Here is a 17,857-nt window from a genome sequence, read left to right as displayed (position 1 = left end):
ATCAGCCGGCATCGACGTCCTGCGTCGCTGCCAGGCGGTATCAGCATGCCGCAGATCCCTGCCGATGCCTGAGCGGGTGGGGATTCCAGATGACGTGCCATCGTCGTGACCAGAGTTGCGTTGCCAAGCAGAACCTTGTTTCCCGCCCGGCACTTTCGCGATTGAGCGCCAATCTCGGAGGCGGCTTGCTCGGCGCCTCCTTGCTGTCGATCGCCATGGCGGTCCCAGCCTTGGCCGATTGCTCGACGAGCGGGTCGATCCAGACCTGCACGGGCAGCCTGCCCACCGGTGTGCAGCTTAATGCCGGTCCCACCACGCTGAACGTCAACAGCCTGAGCGGTCCCGTGAACGGGCAGGTCCTGCTTCAGCAGAACGGCGGGGATGGCGGCAACGGCCACGACGGTGCCCTGTTCGTGCCGCCGGCGTCGGGCGGCGGCGGCGGTTCGGGCGGCGGCAGTGCGCCGACCGTCACGGGCCAGAGCTTCAACCAGACCACGGGCGTTGCCGTCATCAACTACAGCGACGGTTCCATCATCACGCTGACGCCGAAGGCGGGATCGAGCACGCTCTATACCAAGCAGACCCAGACCCCCAAAAGCGGCGGCGGCTACGATACGACCAGCGTCGATATTCCCGCCACCATCACGCCCAACGAGGCTGATGGCTCCATCACTATCTCCCTCGGCACCAATGGCGATGCCGGAACCATGACCATCAAGCCGGGCGCCGCTGGCGGCAGCCTTACGGGTGGCGGCCTCAACTTGAACTATGCCGGCACCGGCCAGACGCTGACAACCTCCGGACAGCCCGGAGTCATCGCCATCAGCCGGGGCGGCGACGGTGGCGATGGCGGCGACTATTACCTCGGCGGCGGTGGAGCGCGCGGCGGCAGCGGCGGTGCCGGTGGCAGCGCCACCGTGACCAGCAAGGGCGATATCACGGTCACCAACGGCTATGGCGTGGTGGCGCAGTCGATCGGCGGCAGCGGCGGCCATGGTGGCGGTTCCTATACGGTGGTCGGCAGCGGCGGCGAAGGTGGCAAGGGCGGCGCCGCCGGCGCGGCGAGCGTGACGGCGGGCGAAGGTACGATCACCACCTATGGCGACAATTCCGGTGGCCTGGCGGCCATCAGCCAAGGCGGCAAGGGCGGCGCCGGCGGCAGCGCCGGTGGCATCGTCGCCTCCAGCGGCGATGCATCGGGTGCAGGCCGGGGCGGCTCGGCCTCCGTCACGGCGCTGGAAGATCTGACCATCGTCACCAATGGCGCCAATTCCCATGGCCTGCTCGCGCAATCCATCGGCGGCAGCGGCGGCAGCAGCGGCAGCGCCGGCGGTCTCGGCGCGATTGGCGGCCAGGGCGGCACGGGCGGCGACGCCGGTACCGTCGATGCCCGCAATTTCGGCGATGTCACCACCAACGGCACCCACTCTTTCGGCATCCTGGCCCAGTCGATCGGCGGCGGTGGCGGTTCGGGTTCCGGCGGCGGCGGCCTGGTCGTGCTTGGGGCGGATGGCGCAGCCGGCGGCGCCGGCGGCAACGTCACCGCGGTCAATGGCGGCAGCATCACCACCAAGGGCTTCAATTCCACCGGCATCTTCGCCCAGTCGATCGGCGGCGGCGGTGGCGATGGCGGTTCCTCCGGCGGGCTCGTGGCGATCGGCGGCAAGGGCTCGACCACCAGCAATGCCGGAACGGTCAGCGTCACCAACGCGGCAGGCGGCTCGATCACCACCTACCAGTCCTTCTCGCAGGGCATCTTCGCGCAATCGGTTGGCGGCGGCGGCGGCAATGGCGGCTCCTCGGGCGGTCTCTTCACCGTAGGCGGCCAGGGCGGTTCGGGCGGCAATGGCGGAGCCGTCACGGTCACCAGCGCCGGATCCATCGAAACCGGCGTCAATGCCAAGAACAATCCCAGCGCCGTGACGGATTCCGCGGCCATCTTTGCCCAGTCGGTCGGCGGCGGCGGCGGCAATGGCGGCAATGCGCTTGCCGTGGGCACCGGCATTACGGTGGCCCTGGGTGGCAAGGGCGGTGTCGGCGGCACGGGCGCGAATGTCAGCGTTCTGCGTGACAATGTCGATCCTGCCCAGGCCAGCAGCGCCTCGATCGTCACCTGGGGTGATCGCTCGGCCGGCATCTTCGCCCAGTCCGTGGGCGGCGGCGGCGGCAATGGCGGTTTCGGTATCAGTGCCAATGGCGGGGTGATCAGCGCCAGCGTCGCCTTGGGCGGCAGTGGCGGCGATGGCGGCGGCGCCGGCAACGTCCAGGTCGATACCAAGGGCAGCATCCAGACGCATGGCAGCGGCTCGACGGGCATCTTCGCCCAGTCGGTGGGCGGCGGTGGCGGCAATGGCGGCCTGGCGGTGGCCGGCTCGGCAGGGCTCGTCCAGGCTTCGATCGCGCTCGGCGGGGGTGGCGGCAAGGGCGGTGATGCCGGCACGGTCAATGTCTCCAATCTCTCGGTGATCACTACGGCGGGCGACAATGCCAGCGGCATCCTGGCCCAGTCGGTTGGCGGCGGCGGCGGCAATGGCGGCGTGTCGGTTGCCGCCGGCCTCGGCCTGGCCAGCGCCAATGTCGGCCTCGGCGGTACTGGCGAGAAGGGCGGCTCGGGCAAGAGCGTCACTGTCGACAGCACCGGCGACATCGCCACCGGCGGCAAGAACTCATCCGCCATCCTGGCGCAGTCGATCGGCGGCGGTGGCGGCAATGGCGGCCTCGCTGTCGGTGCGGGGATCAGCGGCGTCGGCGCTTCGGTCACGCTCGGCGGCAGCGGTGCGCAGGCCGGGCATGGCGATATCGTATCGGTGACCTCGACCGGCAACCTCTTCACCAAGGAGGACAATTCGGCCGCCATCCTGGCGCAATCGGTCGGCGGCGGCGGCGGCAATGGCGGCTCCACCGTGGCAGGCCAGCTCTCGGTGGCCGGCAACGTCAATGTCGGCCTCGGCGGTACGGCCGGTGGTGGCGGCAATGGCGGCGCCGTAACGGTCAAGGCCTACAAGCCGGCGGGCGCCACGGGCAACACGGCAACGCTCGAGACCGACGGGAACAATTCAGCCGGCATCCTGGCCCAGTCGATCGGCGGCGGCGGCGGTAATGGCGGCTTTGCCGGCGCGCTCGCGCTTTCGGGCGGGGTTTCCGCGGGGATTTCCCTCGGCGGTGGCGGCGGCAGCGGCGGCAGCGGCGGGGGCGTCCTGGTCGACCAGAACCACAACATCCTGACCAAGGGCGACAATTCGGCCGGTGTGCTCGCGCAGTCGATCGGCGGCGGCGGCGGCAATGGCGGCTTTGCCGCCACCCTGAGCGGCAGTGCCCCCCTCGTCGGTGTTTCCGGTTCGGCGGCGGTGTCGCTGGGCGGCAAGGGCGGTGCGGGCAACAATGCCGGCACGGTTTCCGTCACCAGCAATGGCGCGATCCAGACCGAGGGTGACCGCTCCGACGCCGTGCTGGCGCAATCGATCGGCGGCGGTGGCGGCAATGGCGGCTTCGGCCTCTCCGGTTCCTTCAATGTCGGCGGCGTCGGGGCGGCTTCCGTCGCCATCGGCGGCAGTGGCGGCGCGGGGGCCGATGCCGCCCTCGTGACGGTGAAGAGCACTGGTCCTGTCGTCACCAAGGGCGACGCATCCAATGGCCTCGTCGCGCAGTCGATCGGCGGCGGCGGCGGCAATGGCGGCTTCTCGGGGTCGGCTTCGCTCTCCAGCAGCATTTCGATCGGTGTTGCCGTGGGCGGCACCGGCGGTGATGGCGGCAATGGCGGCGGCGTCGATCTGACCAACCAGGGGGCCGTCCAGGTCACAGGTGCCAATGCGGCCGGTGTGCTCGCCCAGTCGATCGGCGGTGGCGGTGGCAATGGCGGCTCCAGCATTGCCGCGAGCCTCGGCGGATCGGCCGGCCTGTCGGTCGCGGTCGGCCGTAGCGGCGGCAGCGGCGGTACCGCGTCGGCGGTCAGCGTCACCAGCAATGGCGACATCCTCAACGGTGCCGGTACGGGCAATGTCGCCGACGGCAGCTACAAGGCCACCACCGCCAATGGCGGCGGTATCCTCGCCCAGTCGATCGGTGGCGGCGGCGGCAATGGCGGCTTCAGCGGTTCCCTGGGCCTTGGCGGCGTCGGCGCCCTGTCGCTTTCGCTTGGCGGCAGCGGCGGCGATGGCGGTTCGGCCGGCACGGTGAATGTCCAGAACGGCACGCTGCAGGCCAGCAACATCACCACGCTCGGCGACCTCTCCGCCGGCATCACCGCACAGTCGATCGGCGGTGGCGGTGGCAATGGCGGCTTCGGCATCGGCGTGTCCGGTTCGGGCGTGGTTTCCCTCTCGGCGGCCGTCGGCGGCAAGGGCGGTTCGGGCAATACCGCCGGCGCGGTCACCGTGGGTAGCACCGGCGATATCGTCACATTCGGCAATTTCTCCGCCGGTATCGCCGCCCAGTCGATCGGTGGCGGTGGCGGCAATGGCGGCTTCGCCGTGTCCGGCAGCATCGCCCTGGCGCCCGAGGGAGGCGGCAGCGCGGCAGTCGCGGTTGGCGGTTCGGCGGGCGATGGTGCCACCGCCGGCAATGTCGGCGTGACCAACAAGGGCGTCGTGGCGACTTTCGGCACCTCGTCCACCGGCATCCTGGCGCAATCGCTGGGCGGCGGCGGCGGCAATGGCGGCTTTGCGGCTGCTGGCGCCATCACGGTGTCGCCCGAAGGCGGTGGCAGCATCGCGGTCGCAGTCGGCGGCGCCGGCGGCAATGGCGGCACGGCCGGCAAGGTCACGGTGTCCCAGACCGGGGCGGTGGCAACCGAGGGTGACCAGTCGACCGGCGTTTTGGCCCAGTCCATCGGTGGTGGCGGCGGTAATGGCGGCTTTGCCGGCACGCTTTCGGCCAATATCGGTAATGGCGTCGCTCTGGGCGCCAGCGTCGGCGGTTCGGGCGGCGACGGCGCCAAGGCCGATGCGGTCGAGGTCACCGTCAACGGCGATGTCTCGACCGACGGCACCCTGTCCAGTGGCGTCGTCGGCCAGTCGATCGGCGGCAGCGGTGGCAATGGCGGCTTCTCGGTGGCCGGTACCCTGCAGATCGGGCAGGGCGGCAGCCTGAATGCCAGCGTCGGCGGCTTCGGCGGCGATGGCGGCAAGGCCGGCAGCGTGGATGTCAGCCATACCGGCAATCTCCAGACCAAGGGTGACCTGTCGCTCGGCCTGCTGGCGCAGTCGATCGGCGGCGGCGGCGGCAATGGCGGTTTTGCCGGCAGCCTCGGCGCGACCATCGGCGAGGGCGTCGCTCTTGGCGTTTCGGTTGGCGGCTTCGGCGGTGGCGGTGCAACGGCCGGCAACGTCAAGGCCAGCAATATCGGTAATGTCGCAACCTTCGGCGCCGGCTCGACGGCAATCCTGGCCCAGTCGATCGGCGGCAATGGCGGTAATGGCGGCGCCAGCGTGGCGGGCGCCGTCGGTGTCGGCGAGCAGAATGTCAGTCTGGCGGTCTCCGTTGGCGGTTTCGGTGGCGATGGCGCCAAGGCCGGGTCGGCCGAGGTTGACAGCACCGGTCTGATCTACACCAAGGGGGCTCTCGCCCATGGCCTCGCCGCCCAGTCCATCGGCGGCGGTGGCGGCAATGGCGGCTTTTCGGTCGCCGGCAATCTCAATGTCAGCACCGGCACGGGCGGCAGCGCCTCGGTCAGCGTCGGCGGCGGCGGTGGTTCGGGCAGTACCGGCGGCGACGTCACCATCAAGTCGAATGTCGGCAAGGTCCTGCCGACCGACAACAGCGCCACCATCGAGACGGATGGGGATGGCTCCAATGCCATCTATGCCCAGTCGATCGGTGGCGGCGGCGGCTCGGGCGGCTTTTCCGGCGCCCTGTCGCTGACCTTCAGCGAAGGCGCGACCGCCGGCTTCGGCCTCTCCGTCGGTGGCTTCGGCGGCACGGGCAACAATGCCGGCACGGTCAACGTAACCAGCGTCGACAATATCCTGACCAAGGGCGAAGGTTCCAACGGCATCCTGGCCCAGTCGATCGGCGGTGGCGGCGGCGATGGCGGCTTTAGTGGTGCTGCGACCATCACCGGTGGCGCTTCCGAAAGCACGCAGGCCGGCGTTTCCGCTTCGCTTGGTGGCTTTGGCGGTGCCGCGGGCAATGCCGGTGCCGTCATCATCGACTCCACGGGTCTGATCACCACATTGGGTGACCATGCCGACGGCGTGCTGGCCCAATCGATCGGCGGCGGTGGCGGCAATGGCGGCATGAGCTTTGCCGGCGCGGTCGGCGTCAGCCAGAATGCGGTCGACGTCTCGCTGAGCATGGGTGGCTTTGGCGGTGCGGCGGGCACCGGTGGCAATGTCAGCGTCACGCGCAACGGCACGATCACCACGGCGGGCGACTATTCGGTCGGCCTGGCTGGCCAGTCGATCGGTGGCGGCGGTGGCAATGGCGGCCTGTCGATCACCGGCGCCTTCGGTGGCACCAATTCCAAGAACATCAGTGCCTCTCTCGGCGGCTTCGGCGGTGCCGGTACCGGTTCTGGCCTGGTCACCATCGGCAATACCGGGGACATCGGCACCAAGGGTGTGGGCTCGCAGGCGATCCTTGCCCAGTCGATCGGTGGCGGCGGCGGCAATGGCGGGCTTGCGGGCTCGGCCGTGTTCGGCGTCGGTGGAGAGAACACCAATCTGAACCTTGGGGCGGCGGTTGGCGGCAAGGGCGGCAGCGGCGGTACCGGCGGTGACGTCAAGGTCACCAGCAACGGCAATCTGCAGACGCAGGGCGATGCGGCGCAGGGCATCCTCGCCCAGTCGATCGGCGGCGGCGGCGGCAATGGCGGCTCGAGCCTCTCGGGTGTGCTCGGCGTCGGCGGCGCCAGCGAGGGCCGCACCATCAATGTCAGCTTCGCCGTGGGCGGCCTCGGCGGCGACGGCAACACCGCCGGCAATGTCACCGTCGACCAGTCGGGTTCGATCCAGACGGATGGCAGCGGCTCGCACGGCGTCCAGGCCCAGTCGATCGGCGGTGGCGGCGGCAATGGCGGCCAGGCCAACTCCCTCTCGCTGGTGCTGACCAAGGCCTGCACCCTGCCGGTGGTCTGCACGGCACCGGAAGAGACCAAGAAGAACTTCTCCTTCCAGGCGACGGTGGGCGGCTTCGGCGGCACCGGCAACGATGCCGGCACCGTCACCATCGGCAATGACGGCGTGATCATCACCAAGGGCGATGCCTCCAGCGGCATCTTCGCCCAGTCGATCGGCGGCGGCGGCGGCCAGGGCGGCAGCGGCATCATCGGCCTGCAGGACGTGGTGCCCAGTCCCTACAACTATGCCACACTGGCGGCCATGCCCTTCGGTGCCGTCGGCATCGCCAAGAACTATGTGGTTGCCGTCGGCGGCTATGGCGGCTCGGCCGGCAACGGCAACACGGTCTCGATCGACAATCAGGGGCAAATCCTCACCGAAGGCATCTATTCCTGGGGCATCTTCGCCCAGTCGGTCGGCGGCGGCGGCGGCAATAGCGGCAATGCCGTTGCGGGCCTGACCGGCACGATCGGCCTCGGCGGCGGCGCGCTCGCCAATCTCCTCGGCGTCGACAGCGGCTCGGCCGGTGACGGCGGCACCGTTACCGTGACCAACGGCAAATTGGGCGATGTCGAGATCGGCGCCATCCAGACCAACGGCACCATCTCCTCCGGCGCGATCCTGGCCCAGTCGATCGGCGGCGGCGGCGGCCAGGGCGGGGCGGGCTCCGGCTTGATCGACATCGGCGGCGATGGCGGGGCGGCCGGCAATGGCGGCGCCGTCACGGTCACCAATTTTGCCTATCTCGGCACCAAGGGCCTGTTCTCCACCGGCATCACCGCGCAATCGGTCGGCGGCGGTGGCGGCACTGGCGGCGGCGGTTCGCTCAGTGCCCTCGCCATTGGCGGCGCCGGCGGCGCCGCAGGCAATGGCGGTACGGTTTCTGTCGCCAATGCCGGCGAGATCTTCACGGAGGGTCGCGAGTCCAATGGCGTCACCGCTCAGTCGATCGGTGGCGGCGGCGGCACCGGCGGCGGCTTCCTCTATGACAAGCAGAGCATCGGCAGCCTGGTCGGCAGCGTCAATCTCGTGCAGGTCGGCGGCAGCGGCGGCGCTTCGGGCGACGGCGGCAGCGTCGGCATCGCCAATAGCGGCTTCGTGCAGACCGAGGGAGACTTCTCCAACGGCCTGTTCGCGCAGTCGGTCGGCGGTGGCGGCGGCATCGGCGGCGGCGGCCTCGGCGCGGTGGCGATCGGCGGCAAGTCCGGCGCCGGCGGCAAGGGCGGCGACGTGACTGTCACCAACGCCGCGGGCGGCAAGCAGGTCAAGCTTTCCAACGATCCCGATGCCAAGCCGATCACCGTCAGCATCATCACCTCCGGCGACCAGTCCAATGCCATCATGGCCCAGTCGGTCGGCGGCGGTGGCGGCTCGTCCGGCGAGACCTACGGCCTCGTCTCCTTCGAGCGCGGGGCCGCGGCCGGCAGCGACGGCGGCGTGGTCAAGGTCACCAATGCCGGCTCGCTGCTGACCTTCGGCCAGAACTCCACCGCCATCTTCGCCCAATCGGTCGGCGGCGGCGGCGGCTATGCCGCTGCGGCGACCGGGCTCGGTGCCTGGGGTGCCGATGCGGGCGGTGGCGGCAATGGCGGCGCTGTCACCGTCATCAACACGGCCGAACTGATCGCGACCAACGGCACCAATGCGCACGGCATCTTTGCCCAGTCGATCGGCGGCGGCGGTGGTGTGGTCAACTCGCTGGGCGGCCTCACCGTGCCCAAGCCCTTCATCGATGCCTTGCCGGAAACCGCGCAGGGCGTGGTCACCAATCTCCTCGACGACAAGAGCGTCGGCATCGGCTTTGCCGGTTCCGCCGGCGGCGACGGCAAGGCCGGTGACGTCACCATCAACCAGACTGGCGATATCATCACGGCCGGCTCCGGCTCCTTCGCCATCCTGGCCCAGAGCGCCGGCAAGACCAATGGCAATATCGCTATCACCGTCAACGCTAACAGCACCATCATCGGCGGCACCGGCATGGGCGCCGGCGTCGGCTTCCTCGACGGAGCGACCAATACGCTCGCCAATGCCGGCCTGATCACCGATTACGGCAAGACCGTCGGCCTTGCCCTCGACAAGGACAAGAAGCTGATCGGCACCGGTTGGATCGATGGCCTCGCCGTCTATGGCTCGGCCGGCAACGAGGCGGTGACCAACACCAACCTCGTCACCGGTTCGGTCAAGCTCGGCGCCGGCCTCAACAGCTTCGACAACCAGAACGGCGCCTGGTTCGTTACCGGCGACACCATCCAGCTCGGCGATACCGCGGCGCATCTGTTCAGCAATTCCGGCTTCATGGCGGTGGGCGGCATCAACCGGGTCTTCACCACCAACGAGACCGGCTATTTCGACCAGAAGGCCGACGGCACCTACATGCTGGACTTCGACCTCGACCGGAACGCCGATTGGAGCGCGCCAACCACGTCGGCAACGATGCTGGCGGCGGCGCTGCCTGATCTGAGCAATCCCGGCTTCACCGACCTGCTCAACGTCTCGGGCGCGGCCGATCTGGCGGGCAAGGTCTCGATCAACCTGCTCAATCCCGGCAAGGCGACGCCGGGCACCACCGATCATGTCATCGTGCACACCGAAAAGGGCGTGACCGACAAGGGCCTGACCATCGACGCCATCCCAACCGCGGTGGCGAATTACAGCCTGGTCTTCACCGACTATGACGCGATCCTGCGCACCAAGATCGACTTCTCGGCCGATGGCCTGACCGAGAACGGACATGCCGTTGGCAATGCCATCAACGCGATCCAGACCGACCAGACCTCGCCGAAATTCGTGCCGCTGGCGGCTGCGATCTTCTTCCAGCCGAACGTTGCCGCCTTGCAGAAGACCTATGATTCCATCGACGGCGAAGGCACGGCCGGTGTGCAGCAGACGCTGTTCTCCGACAGTGGCGCGTTCATGCGCTCGGTGATGCAGCAGGCCGACTTCTGGCGCAACGGCAATGCCGTCGATCTCACCGGCAAGGCCGTCGGCGGCTGCAGCGCCGATGTCGGCGGCAAGACCGAGAAGGGCTCTTCCTTCTGCGATACCCGCCTGTGGCGCGCCTGGATCACCGGTTATGGCGGCGGCTCCTCCTTCGACGGCAACACCGTCGTCGGCTCGGGCAATCTGAAGACCCACAACCAGGGCCTCGCGGCCGGCCTCGACTACCAGTTCGATCCGAACTATCTGATCGGTCTGTCGGTGGGAGGCGGACATTCCGCCTTCGGGGTGGAGCAGCGGGCCACCACGGGCAAGGTGGATGCCGGCCATATCGCGCTGTACGGGGCGGCCAAATACGGCAATTTCTATGCCAACGGCCTGCTCGGCTTCGACTTCCTGCACGCCACCACCCAGCGCTACGCCATGATCCAGGGCACGGATTCCCCGGTCAATCCGGTGGCGGGTGCCTATGACGCGCTCGGCAACAGCTTCGACGGCCGCGCGATCAGCGGGCGCCTGGAGGGAGGCTACAAGGCCAATTTCTCCGGGGTGAACGTCACGCCCTTCGCGGCACTGCAATTCTCCTCGCTACACCTGGACGGCTCGACCGAGCATGCCCAGGGCACCACTGGCGGCCTTGCCCTCAATTATGCCGGTCGGACCATCAACTCGTTCCCATCCTTCCTAGGGGCGCAGATCGATACCCGGTTCTATTTCGGCGAGACGACCTATCTCGAACCCTTCCTGCGTGCCTCCTGGGTGCATGAGTTCGCGAACCGGCGCTCGGTCGAAGCCGGCTTCACCGCGGCGCCCGGCTATAATTTCGTGGTCTACGGCGCTTCGGCGCCGCGGGACTCGGCCTTGGTGGAAGCGGGCGTGAACCTGGTCTCGGCCTCGGGCCTGTCGATCTACGGCAAGTTCAGCGGCAATTTCTCCAAATCCTCGCACGACCTCACCGGGTCGGGCGGGCTTCGCTACAGCTGGTAAATTGAAGGACGGATAGGCGACGATGCATCGTATGGTTGAATTGACGGCGGCGGCGGGCCTGGCTTGCCTGCTGGTGGGCAGTGCGCAGGCGCAGGCCAAGAAGCCGGCCGCCCCCGAGGCTCCCAAGGCGGCGGCCCCGGCACCTGCCGCGGCCCCGGCTCCCGCGGCTCCCGGCTGGGTGACGCGCTGCACCACGGACGCCCGGCAGGGACCGCTCGACTGCGTGGTCGAGGAAAACGCGGTGATGAACAATACCGGTCAGCTCGTGGTCGGCTTCTCGGTTCGCGTTCCCAGCGACACCCGGGCGCCCGTGGTACTGGTGCGCCTGCCGCTCGGGCTCTATCTGCCGGCCGGCCTCAAGCTGCAGGTCGATGACGGCCAGGTGGCGAGCTATCCCCTGCAGACCTGCGACGGCGCCGGCTGCTATGTCGGCACGCCGCTCGATGCCGGGTTGCTGGCCCGGATGAAGACCGGCAAGCAGCTCAAGACCACCTTCCAGAACCTTCAGCGCAACGATGTCAGCGTGCAGCTGCCGCTCGCGGGCTTTGCGGAAAGCTACGCCAAGATCCAGTGAGATTTCGTCTTACCCCCACGGCCCCTTTGGACCGCGTGGGCCGAGATCGTCGAGGTTGACGCCCTCGACGAAACCGCCCTGCCGGGGCGGCTGCCGGCTTGCGCCCATGCGGCGGGCCAGCTCCTCCAGCGCCGCAATGCGGTTCTGGGTGTCGGGATGGGTCGAGAACAGATTGTCCATCGGCCGGCCCGACAGCGGATTGATGATGAACATATGCGCCGTGGCGGGATGAGCCTCGGCCTGCTCGTTAGGAATGGCGTGGGCGGCATTGTGGATGCGCGCCAGGGCGGAAGCGAGTGCCAGCGGATTGCCGCTGATCTCGGCGCCCAGGCGGTCGGCTTCATATTCGCGCGAGCGCGAGATCGCCATCTGCACCACCATGGCGGCAAGCGGCGCCAGCACGGCGAGCAGGATGCTGCCGATGGGGCCGAGCGAGTTGCGCTCGCGATTGCCGGAGAAGAACATGCCGAAATTGGCCACCATCGAGATGGCGCCGGCCAGGGTGGCGGTGATGGTCATCAACAGCGTGTCGCGATGCTTGATATGGGCAAGCTCATGGGCGATCACGCCCGCAACCTCGTCGCGCGACAGCGATTGCAGCAGGCCGGTATTGATGGCGACGGCGGCATTGGCCGGATCGCGCCCGGTGGCGAAGGCATTGGGCTGCGCATCGTCGATGAGATAGAGCTTGGGCATCGGCAGGCCGGCATTGCGGGCAAGGCCGGCCGTGAGCTTGTAGAGCCCCGGCTCGCTGGCGGGGCTGACCTCGCGGGCCCCGTACATCGACAGCACCATGTCGCCCGAACGCCAATAGGCGAACAGATTGGTGCCGATGGCCACCAGGAGGGCGATCATCATGCCGCCCTTGCCGCCCAGCATCAGCCCGATCACCATGAACAGGGCCGTCATGCCGGCAAGGAGCAAGGCAGTGCGCGCGTAATGCATCGGAAGGAACCCGTTCGTCATGGCCTGAAAATCGGGTCTGCCATGGTTCATGCGCAAGAGGGTTGCGCATGAAAATTTCGTCACGTGGAGGCTGCAGCGCCAATCAACAGGGGATCGACTGAGGACAGCACGGTTGCGGGCGCGCCAAGGCCGTCCCCGCAATCGCTATATTCCGCACTATACTGGACGGCCTCCGGGCGTTCGCCGGACGCGGCTATCACATCGCCGCTTCCTGGTCGTCGTAGCTACCGTCGCCGCCGTCGCCGCCATTGCCCAGTACCACAACGCGCGTGCCGACGGGCGTGTTGTTGTAGAGGTGGATGATGTCCTGGTTGAGCAGGCGGATGCAGCCCGACGACATCGACTTGCCGATCGAGGAGGGGTCGATGGTGCCGTGCAGGCGGTAGAGCGTGTCGCGGTCGCCCTGGAACAGATACATGGCGCGGGCGCCCAGCGGGTTGCCGGGGCCGCCGGGCATGCCGCCCGCCCATTTGGCCGCTTCGCTGTCGCGCTTCACCATGTCGGAGGGCGGGGTCCAGCGCGGCCACACCGCCTTGCGCTTGATCGTGGCCCGGCCGTTCCAGGCAAAGCCCTCGCGGCCGACGCCGACGCCGTAACGCGTGGCGTTGCCGCCCTCATGCACGTGATAGAGATAGTGGTTGGGCGGGTCGACGACGATGGTGCCGGGCGCCTCGCCGGTCGGGTCGGAAACCTCCCGGCGCAGGAAGGCACCGTCGATCCGCCTCAGGTCGATCGCCGGGACCGGATTGCCGTTGTCGTCGAAGCCCGCATAGATTTCGCCGTAGTCGTAATCGCTGCCACCCCAGCCGTCGAAGATCGAGTCCGCGGAAAGCCGCTTCGACGAGGCGCAGCCGGCCAAAAGGAGGGGAGCGCCGAGCACGAAGAGGCGGCGGGACAGTTGAGGCATCACAGACCTTCCAAACCGGGAATCAGAATGAGCATGCGAATCGCGCGCATACTACAAGCTGATCATCGTTAATTCTTCATTATCCGGTACAATAAGGGCGTTCAGAATTCCGACCTCAAAGGCGGTTTCCCAACGTCATCCGTGGTAATCGGCAAGAGTTCGTGGTGCCACAGGAAGTTGCATGCACGTCTCGCCATCGAGCGGGGCGCGCATTTGAAGTATCCTTGGGGGCGGTTGCCCGGCCGTCTGCGCTACGCTCAGATCCAGGGCCGCGCCGCGGCCGTCTTCTGCTCGAAGGACGCGATGGAGGGGGTCTTCTCCATGGTCACGCCGATATCGTCGAGGCCCTTGAGCAGCTTGTTCTTGCGGGCCGGATCGATGTCGAACTTGACGCTGCCGCCATCCGGGCCGTGGATTTCCTGGGCTTCCAGGTCCACCGTCAGCGTGGCATTGGCGCCGCGCCGGGCATCGTCGAACAATTTTTCGAGATCGGACTCGGAGACGACGATCGGCAGGATGCCGTTGTTGAAGCAGTTGTTGTAGAAGATGTCGGCGAAGGAGGTGGAGATCACGCAACGGATGCCGAAATCGAGCAGGGCCCAGGGGGCGTGCTCACGCGAGGAGCCGCAGCCGAAATTGTCGCCGGCGACCAGGATCTTGGCCTGGCGATAGGCGGGCTTGTTCAGCACGAAATCCGGATTCTCGCTGCCGTCATCGTTGAAGCGCATCTCGGAAAACAGGCCCGCGCCGAGGCCCGTGCGCTTGATGGTCTTGAGATATTGCTTGGGGATGATCATGTCCGTGTCTACGTTCATGATTTCCAGCGGCGCAGCGACGCCGGTGAGCGTGGTGAACTTGTCCATTGTGTTCAAACCGTGTGAGATGGGGCCCTGTTGCCCGGTCTTTTATGGCCAGATGGCCCAAGTGACAAGCTAATTGGATGACAAGCTAATTGGGTGGCAGGTAAATTGGACCGGAACGAACCATGTCTGGCTTGTTGAGCCTGAGCGAGGCGGCGCGACGCGCGGCCGTGAAGGCATTGGCGCCTGCCGAGCCGATTGTCTACGTCACTGCGCCTGACCCGCGCGAGGCCGCGCGCAATGCCTTGCCCACACTCGGGGCCGGGGTCCTGCTCGCCGTGCTCAGCCTGCCGATCGCCTGGGCCTGTCTCTCCGCCGTCTGGCAGGCCATCCACAATGGCGGCTCGCTGATCCTGCCGGCCTTGTTCAGCCTGCTGGCCGTGCCGGCCTTCCTGTTCGGTCTCTACCTCGTCTGCGCCCCCTGGGCGGCCTATCGGCGGGCCAAGGACCGTGTGGTGCTGATCACCGACCGGCGCCTGGTGCTGATCTCCATCCGCAGCGGCGTCGAGGAGGCCCTTTCCGGCAGGGCCATTCTGGGAGTCGAGCGCAAGAGCATCGAACGCGGCTTCGGCACCCTGGAAATCCGCCATGAGGCGAAGGGCGACGAAGCCGAGACGACCCTGACCGGTCTCGACAATGTCATGGCCGCCGAACTCGCCATCCGGCGGCTTTCGCTCGATCATTCCGTCACCATCATCTCCCCCGTGCACTGACTGCTGGAGCAAAGCGCGTTCACACGTGAACGCTTGCTTGCTCCAATTCTTCGGTTCGACGCGTCTTTGCGATTCCCGGTGATTCCGAGAAATCACAAAACGCTTTGGAAACTGTCGCCTGCAGAACAGGGAATGTCCGGTTTCAGTCTTTGACCTCCCGCCATCTCGCTAGCATCGACCTTGTCCAGTCAGGGCATGCACATGGCGAGACCATGCCGGAGAGGGCGCCACCGTCCCTCCCCGACTTCGGGGAGGGTGGGCCGGCAAAGCCGGCTCGGGTGGGGTAGGGTGACGCGACATCGCGGTTTTGCCGGCCCGTTCGGCGTCACTCTCCCCCTTCCGTCATTTCTGCGAAATGACACCTTCCCCGCAGTCGGGGAAGGATATCGGTGCTCCATCCGGAAACTTCGAGACGTGAGCATGCCCTGATATCAAGCAGGGAGCGGGGCTATGGTGGTGGAAGCAACAGTGGAAGCTCGGCGTCCTCGTTCCGGCCGGCGCGGCGCGCGCAGCGGGCCGACGGCGCCCGCTTACATCACGCGCCGGATTCCGCCCTATGAGATCCTGTCGGAGGAAGCCCTCGTTCGCATCGAGGAGCATGCCGACCGCATCCTCGAGGAAGTCGGCTTCGAGATCCGCGGTGACCAGGAAGCCGTCGACCTCTTCCGCGAGGCGGGCGCAGAGACCGATGGCTGGCGCATCCGCCCGCCGCGCGGCCTGATCCGTTCGATCATCCAGGCGAGCTGCCCGGCGAGTTTCGTCCAGCACGCCCGCAATCCCGAGCGTTCGGTGGTGATCGGTGGGCCCAATACGGTGTTCTCGCCGGCCTATGGCTCGCCCTTCGTTTCCGATGCCGATCGCGGCCGGCGCTACGGCACGCTGGAGGATTTCGGCAATTTCGTGCGGCTGGCCTATCTGACGCCCTGGCTGCACCATTCCGGCGGAACGGTGTGCGAGCCGGTCGACGTGCCCGTCAACAAGCGGCATTTCGACATGGTGCTCGCCCATATGACCCTGTCGGACAAGGCGTTCATGGGTTCGGTGACCACGGCGCCGCGGGCCGCCGATTCCATCGAGATGTGCCGGGTGCTGTTCGGGGCCGAGTTCGTCGACGCCAACTGCGTCATCCTCGGCAACGTCAACACCAATTCACCTTTGGTGCTGGACGGCGAGGCCTCCCGCGTCATCCGCACCTATGCCAGGGCCAATCAGGCGGCCGTGTGCGTGCCCTTCATCCTCGGGGGAGCCATGGGGCCGGTGACCACGGCGGGCGCCCTGGCGCAGTGCTTTGCCGAAGCCATGATGTGCGTGGCGCTCACCCAGCTGGAGCGGCCCGGCGCGCCGGCCATCCTCGGCAATTTCCTGTCCTCGATGTCGCTGAAATCCGGCGCTCCCACTTTCGGCACCCCGGAGCCGGCGCTCGGCTATCTCGGCATCGGCGCGCTGGCGCGCCGGCTCGGCGTGCCACTGCGATGCGGCGGCAATCTGTGCGCCTCCAAGATCCCCGACGCCCAGGCCGCTTATGAGAGCGCCAATTCGATGTGGCCGGCCTTTCTGGCCGGCGCCCATTTCATCCTGCATGCGGCGGGCTGGGCCGAGGGCGCGCTGGCGATGTCCTACGAGAAATTCGTGATCGACGCCGACCAGCTCGGCGCCTTCCACACCTTCGCCCAGGGCATGCCCGTCGACGAGAACGCCTTCGCGCTCGACGGCTTTCACGAGGTCGGCCCGGGCAAGCATTTCCTCGGCAGTGCCCACACCATGCGCAATTACGAGACCGCCTTCTATGACTTCCCGCTTTCGGACAACAATTCCTTCGAGCAGTGGAGCGAAGAGGGCAGCCACGACATCGTCCAGCGCGCCAATCGCAAATGGAAGGCGATGCTGGAGACCTATGAACAGCCGGTCCTCGACGCGGATAAGCGCGAGGCCCTGGAGGCTTTCGTGGCCGAGCGCAAGGCCGCCATGCCCGATGCCTGGTATTGACGCGGGTGCGGTCTGCGGCCGGGCCCCGCCACCAAATCGCCGCATTGCATAAAGCGGCTCTTCGGGTTAAAGCCCCTTTATCCAATTCTGGGGATGAAAATGGCCGAAGCACATCACGACACGATGACCGCGCACGACTTTTCTGATCACAAGAACACCTATGAGGGGTTCCTGCGTTTTTCCGCGATCGGAATGGCCTGGACTCTGGGCATCGTGGTTGCGCTGGCCATCGGCGGCACCAGCGGCCGTTGGGGCATCTGCTCGATCATCGCAATCCTGTCGACCATCGCCACCGTATTCGGCATGGCGGTGAAGAGCTGGAGCTGGAAGCCCGGTGCCCTCGTGCTGATCCTGGGCCTGCTGATCCTGCTGCTTCTCTCCCACTGAAGCGGCTGCTCCGAATAGGGGACGTCACTGGACCTGAGAGTGTCCCGTGAAGGCGGGAATCTGCTGCCGCCGCGTCCCCTGGAGCAAAGCGCGATTTCTCCGAATCGCACTTTTTACCTAGCTATTTGTTTTTACGCGTTTTCTTGAACGAGAAGTCTATCGGCTTTTCTGGAAAATGCTCTCTGCGAACGATCCCGGCGTAGACCGGAGCGACCTCTCTGCATATCCCTGCAGCCCTGTGCGAGGAGCGATCATGATCGGCATAGCTGTCCCGGCAGAAGTTGAATCCGGCGAGCCCCGTGTCGGCGCCTCGCCGGACACGGTTAAGAAGCTGATAGCGCTGGGCGCGACGGTGACGGTCGCGAGTGGTGCGGGCCTGGCGTCCGGGATCACGGATGAGGATTATGCGCAGGCCGGCGCGACGATCGCGCCCTCCAATGCCGAGGCGCTGGCGGGTGCGGCTGTTGTCCTGAAGGTACGCCGCC

The 17,857-nt window shown here is 67.2% G+C and carries 8 protein-coding genes and 1 pseudogene; 6 read left to right on the top strand and 3 right to left on the bottom strand.

Annotation, left to right across the window (positions count from 1 at the left end; all coding sequences use genetic code 11):
* Nucleotides 1–89: 89 nt before the first annotated feature.
* The gene (locus U1R88_RS23785; RefSeq protein WP_322433488.1) at nt 90–10,979 is read left to right on the top strand and encodes a hypothetical protein; all 10,890 of its coding nucleotides are present in this window, start codon (nt 90–92) and stop codon (nt 10,977–10,979) included.
* A gap of 22 nt (nt 10,980–11,001) precedes the next feature.
* On the top strand, nt 11,002–11,553 hold the full coding sequence (locus U1R88_RS23780; protein WP_322433487.1) for an invasion associated locus B family protein: 552 nt from the start codon (nt 11,002–11,004) through the stop codon (nt 11,551–11,553).
* A 9-nt stretch (nt 11,554–11,562) separates the two neighbouring features.
* Here U1R88_RS23780 and htpX read toward each other — a convergent pair whose 3' ends face one another.
* The 3 genes from htpX to leuD form a co-directional block, all read right to left on the bottom strand.
* On the bottom strand, nt 11,563–12,498 hold the full coding sequence (htpX, locus tag U1R88_RS23775) for a zinc metalloprotease HtpX (protein ID WP_425545478.1): 936 nt from the start codon (nt 12,496–12,498) through the stop codon (nt 11,563–11,565).
* 217 nt (nt 12,499–12,715) lie between these two features.
* Complete coding sequence (locus U1R88_RS23770; protein ID WP_322433486.1) at nt 12,716–13,426, bottom strand: L,D-transpeptidase; 711 nt, start codon at nt 13,424–13,426, stop codon at nt 12,716–12,718.
* A 257-nt stretch (nt 13,427–13,683) separates the two neighbouring features.
* Nucleotides 13,684–14,289, bottom strand: a complete 606-nt coding sequence (gene leuD / locus U1R88_RS23765) for a 3-isopropylmalate dehydratase small subunit (protein ID WP_068299794.1) — start codon at nt 14,287–14,289, stop codon at nt 13,684–13,686.
* Between the two features lie 122 nt (nt 14,290–14,411).
* Here leuD and U1R88_RS23760 point away from each other — a divergent pair, with 122 nt between their 5' ends.
* The 4 genes and pseudogenes from U1R88_RS23760 to U1R88_RS23745 all read left to right on the top strand — a co-directional run.
* The gene (locus tag U1R88_RS23760; protein WP_322433485.1) at nt 14,412–14,999 is read left to right on the top strand and encodes a hypothetical protein; all 588 of its coding nucleotides are present in this window, start codon (nt 14,412–14,414) and stop codon (nt 14,997–14,999) included.
* A gap of 450 nt (nt 15,000–15,449) precedes the next feature.
* Nucleotides 15,450–16,985: a trimethylamine methyltransferase family protein gene (locus U1R88_RS23755; protein WP_322433484.1), complete on the top strand. Its 1,536-nt coding sequence runs from the start codon at nt 15,450–15,452 to the stop codon at nt 16,983–16,985.
* Between the two features lie 99 nt (nt 16,986–17,084).
* Nucleotides 17,085–17,372 (top strand): aa3-type cytochrome c oxidase subunit IV, encoded by a 288-nt coding sequence (locus tag U1R88_RS23750; RefSeq protein WP_082980274.1) that lies wholly within the window; start codon nt 17,085–17,087, stop codon nt 17,370–17,372.
* Nucleotides 17,373–17,625: 253 nt separating this feature from the next.
* Nucleotides 17,626–17,857: pseudogene (locus U1R88_RS23745) on the top strand (NAD(P)(+) transhydrogenase (Re/Si-specific) subunit alpha); the annotation flags it as partial.

Source organism: Labrys sedimenti, from assembly GCF_034424805.1.
GTDB lineage: Bacteria > Pseudomonadota > Alphaproteobacteria > Rhizobiales > Labraceae > Labrys > Labrys sedimenti.
This window is presented reverse-complemented; position numbering and strand designations above follow the sequence as displayed.